The following is a 16,675-nucleotide window of genomic DNA, read 5'->3' as shown; positions in this document are numbered from 1 at the left end:
ACATTATCCCCTTTCTGCCACAATACTCGGCTCAACATCTTCAAATGTAAAGTTTGTAAGAGGTCCTTTGGAGGTTGTGTCCTCTCCTGCCTGATATTCTCCGTAGAAAGCATCAATATCTTTGATAAATTTACGGTTAAACAGGTGAAGTGGGATTCCCTGAGGACATACTCTGCTGCATTCACCGCAGTCTGTACATCTTCCTGCTACATGGAATGCACGGATAATGTGGAACATCTTTTCTTCAAAGGAGTCCACATTTGCTTTCTGCGCACTGTCAAACTTATTGCTGTCGAATACACATTTACGGCAGCTGCATGCAGGACAGACATTACGGCAGGCATTGCAGCGGATACATTTGCTTAACTGGCTCTGGAAGAATGCAAATTTTTCTTCCGGGCTCATTGCTTCGATCTTCTCTACTTCTGCAAAGCGGTCTGCATCTTTTGTGTCTTTGGACTCACCGATAAGTTCATCATAAATCTTATGTTCTTTTCCTTTACATACGTGACATCTTTCAAGCATTGCATCTTTGTATGCACAGGTCTTCTCACCATAGATTGTCTGAATAGTCAGTGTTTCTGCCTCATCTGTGATCTCTGCACCGGAAATGCTTTCGATACCTTTGATTCCCTGTTTGCGGATTCTCTCGATATCCAGTTTTCCTTTACATCCAACACCAATGATATAAGCTTTCTCACGGTCTACACGATGCTCTTTGATCAGCTGATTAAAGCTGTATGTATCACATGGTTTTAAACAAACCAGTGTCTTGCCTTCCAGTTTGGAAGCTTCGATCATATATTTGCTTAAGTTTGCACCGCAGAATCCGTTATATACAAAATCTTTCAGAGATTCTTCTGTTTCAAAGTAAGCCGGTTCCGGATTGTAAGGCAGATCTCCGGCTTTCCATCCCAGAACTCTTGCAACTGTACCGTCAGCAAGCAGTTCTTTTGCACGATTTATCAGCTCCTGCATCTTAAATCCTCCAATCTTACGTTCTTACCGAGTGAATGGATCTTCTCTACAAACTCATTCATAGTCTGGGAGAATTTCACACCTTCAGCAGCGGAAACCCATTCTACTCGTGTTCTTCCGTCTTCCACACCGATGTAGTCGAGCATGGAGAAAAGAAGTGTCATACGTCTTCTTGCATAGTAGTTACCTGTGCTGTAATGACAGTCTCCAGGATGACATCCACACATGATCACACCGTCAGCACCTTTCTCAAAAGCACGGAGGATGAACATTGGATTGACACGGCAGGAACATGGAACACGGATGATCTTTACGTCAGCCGGGTAAGAAAGACGGCTGCTTCCTGCAAGGTCTGCACCTGCGTAACTACACCAGTTACAGCAGAATGCTACAATCTTAGGTCTGAATTCTTCGTTTGTTTCTATCGACATATTGCATCTACCTCCGCGATAATCTGTCTGTTGGAAAAGCCCTGCAGATCCATAGCACCAGACGGGCAGGCTACTGTACAAGCGCCGCATCCCTGGCAAAGTGCTGTATTTACAACGGCTACTCTTCTTGTTTCACGGATACCGTGGTCATTTACCTGTTTATCCTCATAGGAAATTGCTCCATATGGGCAGACATTTGCACATGTAGAACATCCGTTACATAACAGTTCATCGGATTTTGCTGTACATGGGTTGGTTGTCAGTTTATCTTTGGCAAGAAGGCCGATTGCCTTAACTGCTGCTGCGCCAGCCTGTGCAACTGTCTCCGGAATATCTTTCGGTCCCTGGCATACACCGGAAAGGAAGATACCTGCTGTAGGAGATTCTACAGGACGGAGTTTTGCATGGGCTTCTGTGAGGAAGTTGTTTGTATCAATACTTGCTGTAAGCATAGTAGCGATCTTACGAACATCCGGGTTCGGTTCAATGGCTGTTGCAAGAACGACCATATCTGCTTTCTTAAGGATTTGTTTGTTGTCGATCAGGTCAGATCCCTGTACAAGAAGGCTTCCGTCCGGCTGTGGAATAACTTTTCCTACCTGGCCTTTGATGTAGTTTACGCCGTACTGTTCTACGGCTCTTCTGTAGAACTCATCGAAGTTCTTACCAGGTGTACGCACATCAATATAGAAGACTGTTACATTTGTATCCGGATATTTATCACGGATCAGCATTGCATGTTTTGCTGTGTACATACAGCAGATCTTGGAACAGTATGGCTTTCCTCTGTCATCAGAACATCTGCTTCCCACACACTGGATAAATACCAGCTCTTTCGGAGCCTTTCCGTCGGAAAGACGCTCTAAGTGTCCTTTTGTAGGACCTGCTGCGTTCATGATACGTTCCAGTTCCAGGGATGTGATAACATCCTTACTCTGGCTGTACGCATATTCATCATATTTGTCAAGTTTGATGGTATCAAAACCTGTAGCAACTACGATTGCACCGTATTTCTGTGTTACGATCTCATCCTGCTGATCGTAATCAATGGCTCCTGCCTGACATACTTTGGAGCAGACACCACATTTTCCTGTTTTAAATTTCAGACAGTTCTCACGGTCGATAACCGGAACATTCGGGATTGCCTGTGCAAATGGAGTGTAAATAGCAGTTCTGTTATTTAATCCTCTGTTAAATTCGTTCGGAATCTTCTTGGACGGACATTTTTCCTGGCAGACACCGCAGCCTGTACATTTGTCCATATTTACACTTCTTGCTTTCTTTCTGATATCAACGGTGAAATCACCTACGAAACCGCTGACATGTTCTACTTCACTGTATGTATAGATATTGATCTTCTCATGTGCTGCTGCCTCTACCATCTTAGGTGTGAGGATACATGCAGAACAGTCAAGTGTCGGGAATGTTTTATCAAGCTGTGACATTCTTCCACCGATACTTGGAGTCTTCTCTACGATATCTACTTCATATCCTGCATCTGCGATATCCAGGGCTGTCTGGATTCCGGCAATACCGCCGCCGATGATCAGGGCTCTCTTTGTAACACGGCTCTCTCCTGGCTGAAGAGGTGTGTTTAAGTTTACTTTTGCGATTGCTGCCCTGGCAAGGATCACGGCCTTCTTTGTAGCCTCTTCCATATCCTTGTGGATCCAGGAACAATGCTCACGGATATTTGCAATCTCCACCATGTATGGATTCAGGCCAGCTCTTTCAGCTGCTTTTCTGAATGTTGCCTCATGCATACGTGGAGAGCATGAACAGACAACAACGCCTGTCAGGTTTTTCTCTTTAATGGCTTCCTGAATTTTAGCCTGGCCTGCTTCTGAGCACATGTACTGGTAGTCTTCTGCATGAACGACACCCGGCTCTTTGGCAGCTAATTCAACAACTTTTTTTACATCTACCGTAGCGGCGATATTACTTCCGCAATGACAGACAAATACACCAATTCTCTGCACGCTGGCTTACCTCCTGTATCTTCTGAATGCACTTACCAGAAGCTGCTGTGGCAGTTCCGGATCAAGAAGCTGTGGTATCTCATCTGCTTTCAGATAATCGCCGCCTTTTTCACGGACAACTAACTGTCTTGCTGCATCGATGATCTTTCCCGGTTTTACATCTCTTGGACAACGCTCTACACAGGCGAAGCAGGAAAGGCATTTCCAGAGAGACTTTGAATTGACAAGTGCTTCGATATCTTCATTTACAACATAGGATACAAACTGATGTGGCTTGATATCCATTTCATTGAAGGATGGACAGGTAGCAGAACATTTTCCACATTTCATACATTTCAGCGGATTTGTTCCTGAGATTTCTTTAATTTTCTCTGCTGCTGAATGTTCGTTTCTCATTTCGCTACCTCCTCTTTTACTCCGAGGGCTTCTGCAAGGAGCTCTGTGAAATAATATACAGGCAGTTCGCTGGAAGCGTTTTTATTTAAATTATATTTACACAATGGACAGGCTGTGATCAGCATATCTGCGCCAAAGCCTTGGGCACTGTCTTCGATTTTCTGACACATGTTCTGGGACATTTCTTTTTCTTTGAGAGAAATGTAACCGCCGCAGCATTCATTTCTGTATGGATAGATCACCGGTTCTGCACCAAGTGCACGGATGAAATCTTCCATGATTGTCGGATTCTCCGGATCATCAAAAGCCATGATCTTGCCCGGACGTAATAAGAGACATCCGTAATAGGCTCCGATCTTCTTTCCTGTAAGCGGGTTTACTACTTTCTCTTTCAGCTTGTCAAAGCCAACTCTGTCGCGAAGTACTTCCAGATAATGGAGCACTGTTGTCTCGCCTTCATAAGGCTCATCAAGCTGCATGTAATTATTTGCTCTGGTGCGGATATCCTCCACATTTTTCATATCATCATTGACACGTTTGATCACGTGATGACAGGCAGAGCAGATTGTTACCAGATCCTGGCCCTTTTCTTTGGCCTGATTAAGAGCACGTACAGAAGAAAGCTTCGTAGCAATCTCGTCAGTTCCCAGAGGATAAACACCTCCGCAGCACTGCCAATCTTCGATCTCTTCCAGTTCAAACCCAAGTGCTCTGGCGCTGGCTCTGGCATATTCGTCCAGATCTTTCGCCTTGTTTCTCAGGGTACAACCCGGATAATAACTGTACTTCATACTTAACATTATCCTTTCTTAGTTGTTCAGATAAATTCATGTTGCTCAAATAATGATATCAGGGTCCAAAAGCAATTTGCCCCGATATATAGCGCCCGTAAATAACAGTCGCTAGTCCTTGTCTTTTTTTTAACAATATATGGACAAAAATATAAATCAAGTCTAATACAATTACTTTTTATATCTTTGTTGAGACATAGAAAATAAAAGAGTTCGCACACCCTTCCTCCGCAATTAAAGGAGTGTATCAGCTCGATTTCCGAAAAATATTATATCATATTGACAACATTTTAACAAGAGGTTTTTGATATTTTTTTATTTCGTTCCTGATTTTATTCATAAGAGTCAAAATTCCTCTGCCTCCGCTGCAATATGGAATTTTGACTGATGAATAAAAAAAGGAGTAAACAATAATTTTTACTCAGAGGAGCAACGCGTTCTCTGCTCCCCTGAATTCAAAATCTTATCGCCACAGGCGATTTTAACCAGTCACGTTTTATTTATTAATTAAGATCAATCTGAGCAATAATTTCTTTCAGTGTATCTGCGCTCTTCTTGAGCTGTTCGATTTCAGCTTTATTCATTCTCATCGGTACTTTACCCTGTACACCATTTGGACCTACCAGTGTCAGTGTGCTTAAGCATACATCTTCGATTCCGTATTCTCCATGCATCATAGTGGATACTGTAGAAATAGATTCGGAAGAAGATACCAGTAAGCTACAGAGCTTGCATACAGATGAAGATACGGCATAGAAAGTTGCACCTTTCTTGGAGATAATTTCACCGCCGGATTTCTGTACGTACTGAAGCATTGCTTCTTTGTCAATCGGCTCAATATCTTTTCCGAGTTTCTTCTCCAGTTCATAATATTCATCCACACTTACACCGGAAATATAAGCTCCGGACCATGGAATAAAGGATGTATCGCCATGTTCACCAAATACATAAGCATGGATGTTACTCTGTGCAATCTGGAAGTGCTCGGATAATCCGCAACGCAGACGTGCAGAGTCAAGGATGGTACCGGAACCAAGGATCTGGTTCTCCGGAAGTCCGGAAATCTTTGTAAATACATAAGTCATGATATCAACCGGATTACTTACGATCAGGTAAAGAGCGTTTGGTGCAGCCTTTACAATCTCCGGTGTGATGGACTTAAGGATATTTACGTTTGTCTGTGTAAGTTCAAGTCTTGTCTGTCCTGGTTTACGTGCGATACCGGATGTGATGATAACGATGTCAGAGTCTTTGGCATCTTCATAATCTCCGGCAATGATGGAAATAGGATCTCTGAAGCAGGTTCCCTGGATGATATCCAGAACTTCGCCTTCTGCTTTCTGTTTATTGATATCGATCAGAACGATTTCAGATGCAATATCCTGACTTGATAAAGTGTACGCGATGGTGGCACCGACACTGCCGGCTCCAATGATAGTAATTTTACTGCTCATAATCTTAATACTCCTTTTCTCCTAACAAAATTGACGTCTTAATGATAACACATTGTCAAAAAATTGACAAGAGTTTTTGTACAGAAATCCGAACAATTTTTAAATTCCAATTTTTGTTTTGGACCATGAAATTGTTTGTAAGTTTGATATAATTTTCACAAATCTAAAACTTTATTTTATATAACACAAAGAAACAAATCTATGAATACTTAAATGCATTTACAGATTTGTTCCTCTGGGTTTGTTTATAAATTTTATGATGTCAGGGTCAAAAAGTATTTTGCCCCTGACTTGATATGGTTAATTTACAGGAGTTACTTTAAGTGTTCCAGTCGAATTATTCGCCCATCCACTATGTAAGTTTACATAAAAATAATATACTGTATTCGCCTTTAATGTACAGGTACCTCCATTTTGCACATGATTTATATGTTCAAGTTTTCCTTTTTTCTCCTGTTCAATGCTGATTCCCTGACTGCCAAGATTATAATCAGGGAAAGATACGGAAACGCGGTATTTTGTACTCTTACCTGTTTTAAAGCATGCATACATGCCACTGTTGGTTACAGAAAACTTTTTACTGCCACTTCCATTGATTGTCGGTAAACCGGATAGTTTCTTTACTTTGACATTTTTTACAACTGCTTCTGCTTTTGAATTGTCATATTTTAAATGTACGTCATAGGTTCCTGGCTCTGGACTGGATTTCTTACCGTTGTAAATAATATATCTGCTGAGCCATTGACCATATCTATTTCTCTGGTCTGTACGAATTGTCTCTGTTTTTCCATCACTATATGTGATTTTTATTTTTCCTTTTCCTCTCCAACGTTCTGCGACGTTATATTGATTTTTATTATCTGTTCCGTATTGATCCTGATAAAAATCTATAGGAGTATAAAAAGCAACAGATTTATCAATTTTTACCTGTTTGATTGAAACAACATCAGCCAGAATTTCTGCCTGAAAGACAACTTTTGAAGCGGATTTCCCCATCCCCATTCCAAAATAATAGGTTTTCCCTTTTTCAAGCTTATAGGCACCATAGCCACCTGTGGAAATGCCTTCAAGCATTTTGAATTTAGAATTATATGCATCATAGACACTATTTGTATAAGTTCCATATTGGGATGTAATTGTCATCTTTAACACATATTTTCCTGTTTTGTTTGGAACAAATTTTACATAATTCTTTTCTGTTGCATTCTTTACAGTCGCTGTATATACATTTCCTGTTTTTTTCATGGAAGGATATTTCGCAGAAGTACCTGGCTTTCCCGCACTGTCTGTGAGTATATCTTCCTGGTCATCATTAAATTCCGGAATCGAGTCTTCGTCATCTGCGCTTTCTTCATCTGTAAATTCCGGCATATCTGATTTCTGTGAATCTTCCGATTCTTCTGCATCCATAGTCTCATTTACCTCTTCAGATGCAGTATCCACATCTGCTGTATTTTCTGATGCATTCTCACTGTCCACAACATTCCCGGAAAATTCAGATACATTCTCCGTTCCACTTGTAAAATCTGCAGCGCAGACAGGGCTTCCCACTGTCGCTGACATTGTTACTGCTAACAACATTGTTAAAACTTTTCTCTTCATGTTTTATCCTCCGTTTGCTGTAAATTTATTTCCATGTATGCAAGATTACCTCTGCATACAGCGAAATCACTGTTCAGAATTTTCTTTTTTCATATTTTTTAATAAGCGACTCAGACTCTCAGGTGTCATATTAAGATAGGAAGCAATATCCTTTTTGCTTACTTTTTCTACCAGATCCGGATAAATTTCCAGAAAATAACGATACCTGTCTTCCACTCTGCTGGAAGTGATCACTTTTTCATATTCCATATTCCTGATAACATTGATTCCGATCATACGGTTACACGCCAGAGCAATTTCCTGACAGCTCTGTACCAGTTCTCTGAGGCAGTCTGCAGAGATAGAAATCAACTCACAGTCTCTAACTGCCTCCACAGTCAGAAGTGAAACCATATGTCTGTCCAGATTCACAATCCCGGTAACAGGCTCACCCACATGATGCGCAAAACAATGGATTCTGTTTTTTCCCTCTTTATCCAGCGCATAATATGCTTTTACTACTCCTCCACGCTGATACAGAAAAGAAACTTCCGAAACCACATCTTTTTCCTTAAGTAAAATGCATTTTGCCTTTAACGTCCATCTTCTGGAATGATTGCCAAGCTGTTCCAGTGCATATTTATCTTTGATTCCGATTATATCCCTGAAAAACACAATAATTTCACTTTTTTCTGCTTTCATCCGTAAATATTCCTTTAACTTTATTCTTTTTGCTTCTCATTTACACTTTTTCTTATGAAAATTTGAATCCAGATACATAATATCCATGAGGAGCTGTCTGAACTTTTTTTACAGTAAATACCGCTTTTGTTTGCTTTCCCGATATACTTAAATTTCCATAAACTGATTTTGCAGTATAAGTTACATATACCTGATAAGACAGAGCCGTTTTTTGCACAATTCCAGTGATTCTGCTTGTTACATTATACGGTGATGACCATCCTGGAAGGTTTATCTTATTTCCTTTTCGTGTCGCAAATATAAAAGATTCTGTCAGTTTCATTATTGAACAACTTTTCCCAAATAATTTTTTACATTCCTGTTCAACATATTTGCCATCAATCGAAAACTCACCATAACCTTCTACTCCAGGAATTTCCTTCCAATACTTTTCATCCACATGCCATGCGCTGCATGCTATCATAAATTTGGAATCTACGCCAGAAGGCTTCTTTCCTACATTCATTGCCGGATTTGCACAGAAACCAATAGGTATATCAAAACAATGAACCAATTTATTGAGTCTGTTATAATCTTCAAATTGCGATAGAGTATATTTCACATCTTTTACTTTTACAGTACATGTAGCTTCTGTTCCATTTATTTTTGCAGTAATAACCGCTGTTCCAGGATTTTGGGCAACCACCTTTCCTCCAGAATTTACTGTAGCAACAGATGTATTGCTCGATGTCCATTTTGCTTTCACTTTTGTCCCTGTTACATATGCACAAAGTTTTTTCTGATCTTTTATATTCATGGAAAGCTTTGTATGATCTATGGCAACATTATAATGAAATAAAGGTTCATCCAAGTATCCGCCATATGTTTTTACTGTCATTTTATCAAATCCTGATATATGCTTTTCGACATATGCATATAATTCATTTAATGTCACATATCCATTTTTGCTTCTGTCTGCTGCCAGTATACCGTTCCAATATCCAAGAGCTTTTCCTATGTTGAAAGTAAAACTTCCATAATACTTGGCATCAACCAATTTTCTTGGTGTAGTAAACAAAAGCTTCGGTCCATAGTTACTGCTTTCATTCGAACCACATGCAAGCAGACACGAAAATTTCTCTCTCACTGTTTGGTTCAGAATTGAACTAACCCCTTGTGTCCAGAAATCTTCAGCATGACAAGTGTCAAGGATTACATATATTTTCCCTGGAAATTGTGCCAACATTAAAGCAAGATGTTGCCATCTATACCAAGTATCACAAGCTTTCTTGGAACCTGTCAAAGCAAATCCCAAAGAACTTCCAGTTCCATCAGATACTGTATGTCCGTAATAGTAAAATATCAAAATGTCTCTACTGGATGAATTTTGAATTACTTCTGATATTTTAGAATCAAAATCACTTTCTGATGAACCACCTCCATTTTCTGGTTTCTCAGAATTATAGGTATATTGCTTCACGTATTTTCCTGCTTTATATCCTTGAAGTTTGTTTTCTACAATACGGTCATACATCAGTTCACTGTTATTATTTCCCAACGGATAACCGCTTACACATAATGCATGAATTTCAGAAGCTTCAACCCTAACACCGCTATGCAATAATAATACTCCTAAAATAATACATGCAAAAATTAGCATCTTATATACTTTCTTTTTCATACTCATTTCTCCAATGTATCTTTTGTTCTATAAAACATTCTTTCTTAGTTTTGCTATTTTTCTTAAATCTTTTTTGAGTATCTTATAAGAAATTTAAAAATTATACTTTGTAAAACCCAAATCTGACATAGTTACACCAGAATCACCCTTTTTCAGGCAGGATTCAAATAGCGGCATTGCTTCTTGCAAACGTTTGTTTCCTTTTTCGTTCATCTGTTCCAAAGTATATTCTTTTAAATTCCAGTAGCGATTATGAAATTTAATTCGTGATTCTTTAGTAAATGAATCCATCAAAATATCTCCTCCAACTACATTATTATTAGTATTTATCGCATAATTAACTGATATTTCATTCATATTCGAAGCAGAAGAATCATATCGTTCCATCCAATGAAGTGTAATCTCTTCCCTGTACTTTGAATTTGTCTCCGAATTTAAAGTATAAGACATCCAGAGTACACTGGGCTGATCACTGTAAGCCTTCTGATACTGAAATGTCACATTTCCTTTTCCAACTTCAAAATAATGTATAGTATAATTTGTGCCTCCCATTGAACCTTCCCATTTTTCTCCAGCTTTTATCAGATAATTAATCAGTTTCTGTGCTGCTGGAGAATATTTCTTTGTAATGCCTGACGTTGGGGTAGGTGTCGGAGCTGTTTTGTTTAATACAATACTCTTTATTGTACTACTTGCACTCTTTACTGCCTTACTGTTAATTTTTTTGAAAGGAATTACTTTATAATAATATGTATTTCCGGTTTTCACTTTTTTGTCTGTATATTTTAAAGTTTTCCCACTGGTAATCGTTTTTATCTTACTGAACTTACCGTTTTTGCTTCCTGACCGATAAATATAATATCCTGTTGCACCTGTTGTTTTCTTCCAGCTTATAGATACTGTTTTATTTTTAACGGACAAAGAAACAACCGTATTCAGTTTCCCTGATAACCCCTTTTTGTTGTATCCACTATACACTTTTTTGCCATTTACTTTTTTATGAGCCTTTACTGTATAAGAATACTTGTAACCGGCTTTTACATTTTTGTCTTTATAGGAAGTTCCGGTTGTATTTTTTACAACTTTCCACTTACCGGAATTCACCTTTCGATAAACCTGATAGCCATCAGCTTCAGAAACTGCGTTCCATTTGACTGTAATTGAATTATATAATGTAGTTATCTTGCTTAACTTCGGTACTGAAGGTTTTTTATCTGGTGAAACTGCAGGTGTAGGTGTTGCAGTAGGAGTTACTGTCACTGTAGGTGTTACAGTAGGTGTCACTGTCACTATAGGTGTAGGTGTTGCGGTAGGTGTAGGTGTTGCGGCAGGTGTAGGCGTTGCAGTAGGTGTTGGTGTTTCAATGATTGTGGTCGTTTCATATAAATTCTGCTCTTTTGTTACATTGATTATTGTGCCATTATCAGACTGCACCTTATAATTGCCGGAATCTGTCATCAGTTCATCATTAATCGACTGCGAATACTTCATGTTCGGACTTAATGGTATCTGAGTGAACTCACAGTTTCTGTAATTGTAATTGTTTGCTAACTGGTCATAAATATTAATGTCCATGGTTCCGGTGCCTGTTGCTTTATAAACCAGACGATAGGTATCATTAAATAACTGAACATATTTGTCATCCCCCACCGTCCAGAGGGCTACACCATCCCCTATAATCGTTGCCTTATCAGAAACAATGCTTCCTACCAGAACATTATCGGAATTGTATACATAAACATCTACAGGGCATTTTATCACAGCTTTTTTAGAAGGATAAATCAACAGATTGAAAAAGCCTGATGAAAATCTGCCTTTCAGTTTTCTTTCATAAAGTTTCTCCAGAAGCATTTTAACCGGTCTCTCCAGACCGTATTTTGCTGCCTTGCTGGCGATACTGTCGATACTGTCCTCGATGACTTCATTGGCAAGTTTATCTGCATTACTGCCCCAGATTTCTTTGTATGCACTTTTTATTGATGATTCTGCTGCTTTCCATAAGCTCTGGCAGAAGCTGTCCAAATCTGCTTCATTAATTAATCCTTTATCGCAGAGAATTTCTTCTTGCTTTTGGTTCGGTTCAGAAACCAGCCACATTTTAGTTGTAATGCCACCGTTGATTCCAAATGGTGAACCGTCATAAGAATATACAGAAACATCACAGTCAAATCTGAACTGATACAGCTTATTGTTCAGTCCCTGCACAACTACTTCAACAGGTACTTCTTTACTTGCTATCCCAAATTTCGGCTTTTCATATCCCAAAAACTGTTTCATCATCCGCTCTGCAACTTCATCGGACAAACCGGAGGCTGTAAAATATTCTTTGGAAATATTTGCCATTGCAATTTCTGAATAAATCAATAATTTTAATCCTTCAAACTGATTGTGACCAATATATTTTTCAATATCAGGATCAAGTGCCATTTTATCACTGAGATCCACAAAAGAATCTACTGCATCTGCTAAAGACTTCTCTGCATTTTTTTCTGCTTCCTGCTCTGCTTTTTGTTCATCATCTGTTTTTTTCAGGTCGTTCTGATAATTTACATTTAAAGCAGCGGTTCCGCTGATACTGTTTCCCTTTTTGTTATTTCCGGTAACTGTAACAATAATTTCTCCGGAATGTACACTGCTGTCATTCGGTTTCCACCATGTTACTCCCTTCTTTACCAATGTCAATTTAACGGTGATTGTTTTCCCTTCATTTATGGACTGATCCATATTCAGATCATAAGTATAATCAGAGCCTATATTGGTTACTTTTGACGCATCTTTTACTTTAAACATCTTCAAATTCTTCAGTTCCACACTTAACTCATTCAGATTAACTGTTCCTGAAGGATTATAAATCTGCACATTAACTTCTATTTCTTTCTCATTATAACCATCTTTAGTCCAGTGTAAGGTCTTTTTCTTTGATTTGTCACCAAAAGCGGCTGTTGCAGTCAGGGATTCAGTGTGACTGCCGTTCTTACCGACTGACACTGTAATTTTCTGTCCATTTGGACTTGTACATGTAATTTTGCTAGATTCACTTCCATTCCCTATCGGAGTAAACGTGCAGATCAGTTCTGCTTTCTTTCCATCATCTGAGATACGGTATTCCGTTTTATCAATCGTTACATATGGCCCTGCTAAATAAGAACCTGTATCCTGAATCTTTAAGTTCTTCATGAACCTTTCCAGATATTCCTTATTTCCTTTTTCAAGCTCTACGGAACACAGAGTAACTGATTTTTTTTCTGAAATGTTAATTATTGTGGTCTGAGTCTGCAGTTTCGGTTCTACATTGATTTCTATACTTGCAGTTCTTCCATCCTGTGTAGTTCCTGTTATAGTTACTTCACCTACGTCATAAGCTAATAAGCTTATCCAGCCAGATGCACGGTTGCCATCAACGCTGTCTATTAACCCTGTTGCATTTTTGTCTATCTCTGCAATAGCAGGGTTACTTGACTTCCAGGTAATTGCCTTCTCCTCATTCGCTACATTGCCTGGAGTTGATGCTTCGAAATCTACGGAAATTGAATTTTGATTTCCCAGAATGGCAGGGGATTTGATGCTCAAATTGAACTTTTTATTTGTGGATATTGTGCTATTATAGTGGATTGTTGCTTTCGATAATTGTTGATTACCATATGAGCTAATATCTACTTTCTCCCACTGTGTTTTGTTTCCAGTGTAATATACATCAGTTAAACTATTGCAACCATCAAACGCCCAATCCCCGATACTCCTTACACTGTTCGGGATTTCTATGCTGTTTAAACTACTGCAATCCTCAAACGCATCCCATCCGATACTCGTTACACTGTTCGGGATTTCTATGCTGTTTAAACTACTGCAACCAGCAAACGCCCACTCCCCGATACTCCTTACACTGTTCGAGATTTCTATGCTGTTTAAACTACTGCAATCCTCAAACGCACCCCATCCGATACTCGTTACACTGTTCGGGATTTCTATGCTGTTTAAACTACTGCAACCAGCAAACGCCCACTCCCCGATACTCCTTACACTGTTCGAGATTTCTATGCTGTTTAAACTACTGCAATCCTCAAACGCACCCCATCCGATACTCGTTACACTGTTCGGGATTTCTATGCTGTTTAAACTACTGCAACTATAAAACGCATAATCCCCGATACTCGTTACACTGTTCGGGATTTCTATGCTGTTTAAACTACTGCAACTATAAAACGCATAATTCCCGATACTCGTTACACTGTTCGGGATTTCTATGCTGTTTAAACTACTGCAAACATAAAACGCACACGCTCCGATACTTGTTATTCCTTTTTTTATAATTACCTTCTTTATTTCACTTAATGAATGTCCACAATTCTTTACTGATGTTTGAGTAATCATCCCACTTCCACTAATGGTAAGTGTCCCATTATTAAATGATACTTCTAAATTTTCGTCCGATGTGCTACCAGATGCCATTGCAGGTACTTCTGCTTCTTCTGTCAGATCTTTTTCAGGAGAATCATCTTCAAAATTTTCTGCTTCCGTTTGCTCGTCAGAAAATGCTTCTTCATTAACATTTTCTGACGAATCTCCATATTCCACATTCACTCCATCTGTGAATTCTGCTGCCCATGATGTGCCTGCTGATTGTATCACCATGATTCCCGCCAGCATAAGAGCCATTAGTTTTCTCTTCATACGCACTCTCTCCTTCTTATAATAATCACTTTTTCTCAATTCAGTGTTTCGCTTTCTGATATGAAAGATTGTACCACTTTTATTGTCACAATATATTATACTACATCTTTCGTTTTCTGTCTTGCCAGGCGCTTGATCTAAATCAATAATCCTGAAATTTTTTCAAAACAAAAGAGCCCGGCGCATAAGTTTTCACTTATGCATCAGACTCCTTTGATAATTCTAACGACACTATATCAGTAAGCAATACTGAGTACACTGCTCAGGGAATTCTCGTTGTTGTACTGGATCACTGAGGCGTATTCTGCATGGATTTTCTCTATTGTTCGGCAACTGCTTCTGTGTCCATGTGCCTGTAGCGCCGTTGGTGATGGTGGCAGGTTTTTTGTATTTGTAGGATTTTGTGCCGGTATTGCAGTGATTTTCGTATATGAAGCAGCCATCTGCATCTTTGATTATATTCCACTGTAATGTCACAGAAGTTTTTGTCTGCTTTACGGAGCGGGCTCTTAAACGTCCGAAACCTGTTGTCCTGTTGATCACAGGTTCATCCGGAACTATCACTGTAATCATTGCAGTTTAACGTCGATTTTTCACGATTTTCAGTAACCCAAACCCACCACACAATACACAAAAGATACATGGTTTTTTTAATGATTTTAAAAATAATTGCCAAATCAATTGCCGGATTAGGTACAATATCTGAATGATCTGTCAGTCAGAATACGTGCAAAGATCAGTCCCAGCGGCAATGAAGCAATGATAAGGATTGCAGATGCAAACCAGGATGCAGCTACCGATAATGACATGATTCCAAGATTATAAAATCCTCTGTACAAATACAGACCCGGAACCATGATGACGATTGACGGAACTGTTACAGATATCCTTGGATATCCAACTTTATTCTTCAGCAACGACGCCAGAAGTCCCGCAGTAAGTGCACCGATAAATGCAGCGGCTGCAGGAGGAATATTGGCAAGATCCACCAGCTCCAGTCTCAGGGTATTGGCCACTGCTCCTATCCCGGCTGCTGCAACTGCCAGACGTACCGGGCTGTTAAACATAATGGAGAATCCAAATACTCCGCAAAAGCTGGCAAGAATCCGGAATAGAATCCACTGGCTCATTGTCAGCGAAAGTTTCATAAAATTTACAGGTTTCAGATGCAGAATCAGGGCCATGATCCACGCTGACATAGTTGCTACCAGAATAACGATCAAAGCATACATCAGACGTTCCATTCCGGAACGCATATCCAGTTTGGCAAGGTCAATACCACTGGTAATGAATGGAAATCCCGGTATGATGAACAGCATGGCACAGATATATCCGGCCTCATGCTGAACAGAAATCCCAAACAGTATTTCTCCCAGTTTGAGCATACCTGCATATGCAAAACATGCCAAGGATACAGAGGATACAATACATAAGAATAATGTAAAATGATATTTTGTCAGTTTACAGCGAAGATAATTACCAATTCCTGCACCCACAAATGCACAGAACATCTCAATCGGACCGCCTCCCAGCAGAAATGTAAATCCACAGCATGCGATTGCTGCTGCAAGTCCCAGTGCAGGCGGGGAATAGAGACCATGTGTTTTTTCAATATTATCAAGGAAAGTATGCAGCTGTTCCCCTGACATATGTTTCCCTTCTGTTTTAAAGTTCCGGATAAAGTGTTCCAAACGGTTTAACTTTAAGGTATTTACTCCGGTATTGGTCAGGCACAGTGACTGGGTAAAGCCTTCTTCTCCGTCATAGCATGTATATTCAATAGACATCAGACCAATATCCGCCGTACATGTAATGCCAAGTGCTTCTGCCAATGTGTTCATGGAACTTCTTACTCTCCAGGCTCCGGTACCGCATGAGAGAAACATAATCCCCACACGTCCGATAATAGATGCTTTTTCTGCAATACTGGCATCTGAAACAGGTATATTTTCTCCATTTTCATCTGTGTATTCATGCCAAGCAACATCCATATGATTCTTTTTAATCACTTCCTGCGGCATTTTAATCACTT

Annotated in this window: 12 protein-coding genes; all 12 read right to left on the bottom strand. The window is 39.4% G+C overall.

What is annotated here, in order from left to right:
• Positions 1 to 3 precede the first annotated feature (3 nt).
• The 12 genes from LI074_RS03380 to LI074_RS03325 all read right to left on the bottom strand — a co-directional run bounded on the left by LI074_RS03380 (position 4) and on the right by LI074_RS03325 (position 16,664).
• Positions 4 to 978, bottom strand: a complete 975-nt coding sequence (locus LI074_RS03380) for a 4Fe-4S dicluster domain-containing protein (protein ID WP_008703027.1) — start codon at positions 976 to 978, stop codon at positions 4 to 6.
• Positions 966 to 1,409, bottom strand: coding sequence for a hydrogenase iron-sulfur subunit (locus LI074_RS03375; protein WP_173697935.1), 444 nt, complete (start codon positions 1,407 to 1,409; stop codon positions 966 to 968). The genes LI074_RS03380 and LI074_RS03375 overlap by 13 nt, the downstream gene beginning before the upstream one ends.
• The gene (locus LI074_RS03370; protein ID WP_022380681.1) at positions 1,400 to 3,388 is read right to left on the bottom strand and encodes a CoB--CoM heterodisulfide reductase iron-sulfur subunit A family protein; all 1,989 of its coding nucleotides are present in this window, start codon (positions 3,386 to 3,388) and stop codon (positions 1,400 to 1,402) included. The genes LI074_RS03375 and LI074_RS03370 overlap by 10 nt, the downstream gene beginning before the upstream one ends.
• A gap of 6 nt (positions 3,389 to 3,394) precedes the next feature.
• A complete protein-coding gene (locus tag LI074_RS03365; protein WP_173682905.1) occupies positions 3,395 to 3,784 on the bottom strand; it encodes a 4Fe-4S dicluster domain-containing protein in 390 nt (129 codons plus the stop codon).
• A complete protein-coding gene (locus LI074_RS03360; RefSeq protein ID WP_173697936.1) occupies positions 3,781 to 4,575 on the bottom strand; it encodes a CoB--CoM heterodisulfide reductase iron-sulfur subunit B family protein in 795 nt (264 codons plus the stop codon). The genes LI074_RS03365 and LI074_RS03360 overlap by 4 nt, the downstream gene beginning before the upstream one ends.
• 503 nt (positions 4,576 to 5,078) lie before the next feature.
• Positions 5,079 to 6,029 (bottom strand): L-lactate dehydrogenase, encoded by a 951-nt coding sequence (locus tag LI074_RS03355; protein ID WP_173697937.1) that lies wholly within the window; start codon positions 6,027 to 6,029, stop codon positions 5,079 to 5,081.
• Positions 6,030 to 6,329: 300 nt separating this feature from the next.
• On the bottom strand, positions 6,330 to 7,631 hold the full coding sequence (locus LI074_RS03350; RefSeq protein WP_173697938.1) for a hypothetical protein: 1,302 nt from the start codon (positions 7,629 to 7,631) through the stop codon (positions 6,330 to 6,332).
• A 66-nt stretch (positions 7,632 to 7,697) separates the two neighbouring features.
• A complete protein-coding gene (locus tag LI074_RS03345; protein ID WP_173697939.1) occupies positions 7,698 to 8,312 on the bottom strand; it encodes a Crp/Fnr family transcriptional regulator in 615 nt (204 codons plus the stop codon).
• Positions 8,313 to 8,364: 52 nt separating this feature from the next.
• Positions 8,365 to 9,972: an Ig-like domain-containing protein gene (locus LI074_RS03340; RefSeq protein ID WP_243278821.1), complete on the bottom strand. Its 1,608-nt coding sequence runs from the start codon at positions 9,970 to 9,972 to the stop codon at positions 8,365 to 8,367.
• 93 nt (positions 9,973 to 10,065) lie between these two features.
• The gene (locus LI074_RS03335) at positions 10,066 to 14,643 is read right to left on the bottom strand and encodes a leucine-rich repeat protein (protein WP_173702684.1); all 4,578 of its coding nucleotides are present in this window, start codon (positions 14,641 to 14,643) and stop codon (positions 10,066 to 10,068) included.
• A 231-nt stretch (positions 14,644 to 14,874) separates the two neighbouring features.
• Positions 14,875 to 15,216 carry a hypothetical protein gene (locus LI074_RS03330; RefSeq protein WP_173697941.1) on the bottom strand — a complete coding sequence of 114 codons (342 nt, stop codon included), beginning with the start codon at positions 15,214 to 15,216 and terminating at the stop codon, positions 14,875 to 14,877.
• Positions 15,217 to 15,332: 116 nt separating this feature from the next.
• Positions 15,333 to 16,664: a threonine/serine ThrE exporter family protein gene (locus LI074_RS03325; RefSeq protein WP_173697942.1), complete on the bottom strand. Its 1,332-nt coding sequence runs from the start codon at positions 16,662 to 16,664 to the stop codon at positions 15,333 to 15,335.
• Positions 16,665 to 16,675: the final 11 nt, after the last annotated feature.

It is taken from the genome of Blautia sp. MSK18_10, from assembly GCF_020553185.1.
GTDB lineage: Bacteria > Bacillota > Clostridia > Lachnospirales > Lachnospiraceae > Blautia_A > Blautia_A wexlerae.
The sequence above is the reverse complement of the archived record's forward strand: the minus strand, read 5'-3'. Positions and strand labels throughout refer to the sequence as shown.

Bases quoted from the DNA above. Each gene is read 5' to 3' on its own strand.
- LI074_RS03365 (WP_173682905.1), bottom strand. From the start codon at position 3,784: ATGAGAAACGAACATTCAGCAGCAGAGAAAATTAAAGAAATCTCAGGA.
- LI074_RS03340 (WP_243278821.1), bottom strand. From the start codon at position 9,972: ATGAAAAAGAAAGTATATAAGATGCTAATTTTTGCATGTATTATTTTA.
- LI074_RS03350 (WP_173697938.1), bottom strand. From the start codon at position 7,631: ATGAAGAGAAAAGTTTTAACAATGTTGTTAGCAGTAACAATGTCAGCG.
- LI074_RS03325 (WP_173697942.1), bottom strand. From the start codon at position 16,664: ATGCCGCAGGAAGTGATTAAAAAGAATCATATGGATGTTGCTTGGCAT.
- LI074_RS03330 (WP_173697941.1), bottom strand. From the start codon at position 15,216: ATGATTACAGTGATAGTTCCGGATGAACCTGTGATCAACAGGACAACA.
- LI074_RS03380 (WP_008703027.1), bottom strand. From the start codon at position 978: ATGCAGGAGCTGATAAATCGTGCAAAAGAACTGCTTGCTGACGGTACA.
- LI074_RS03335 (WP_173702684.1), bottom strand. From the start codon at position 14,643: ATGAAGAGAAAACTAATGGCTCTTATGCTGGCGGGAATCATGGTGATA.
- LI074_RS03360 (WP_173697936.1), bottom strand. From the start codon at position 4,575: ATGAAGTACAGTTATTATCCGGGTTGTACCCTGAGAAACAAGGCGAAA.
- LI074_RS03355 (WP_173697937.1), bottom strand. From the start codon at position 6,029: ATGAGCAGTAAAATTACTATCATTGGAGCCGGCAGTGTCGGTGCCACC.
- LI074_RS03375 (WP_173697935.1), bottom strand. From the start codon at position 1,409: ATGTCGATAGAAACAAACGAAGAATTCAGACCTAAGATTGTAGCATTC.
- LI074_RS03345 (WP_173697939.1), bottom strand. From the start codon at position 8,312: ATGAAAGCAGAAAAAAGTGAAATTATTGTGTTTTTCAGGGATATAATC.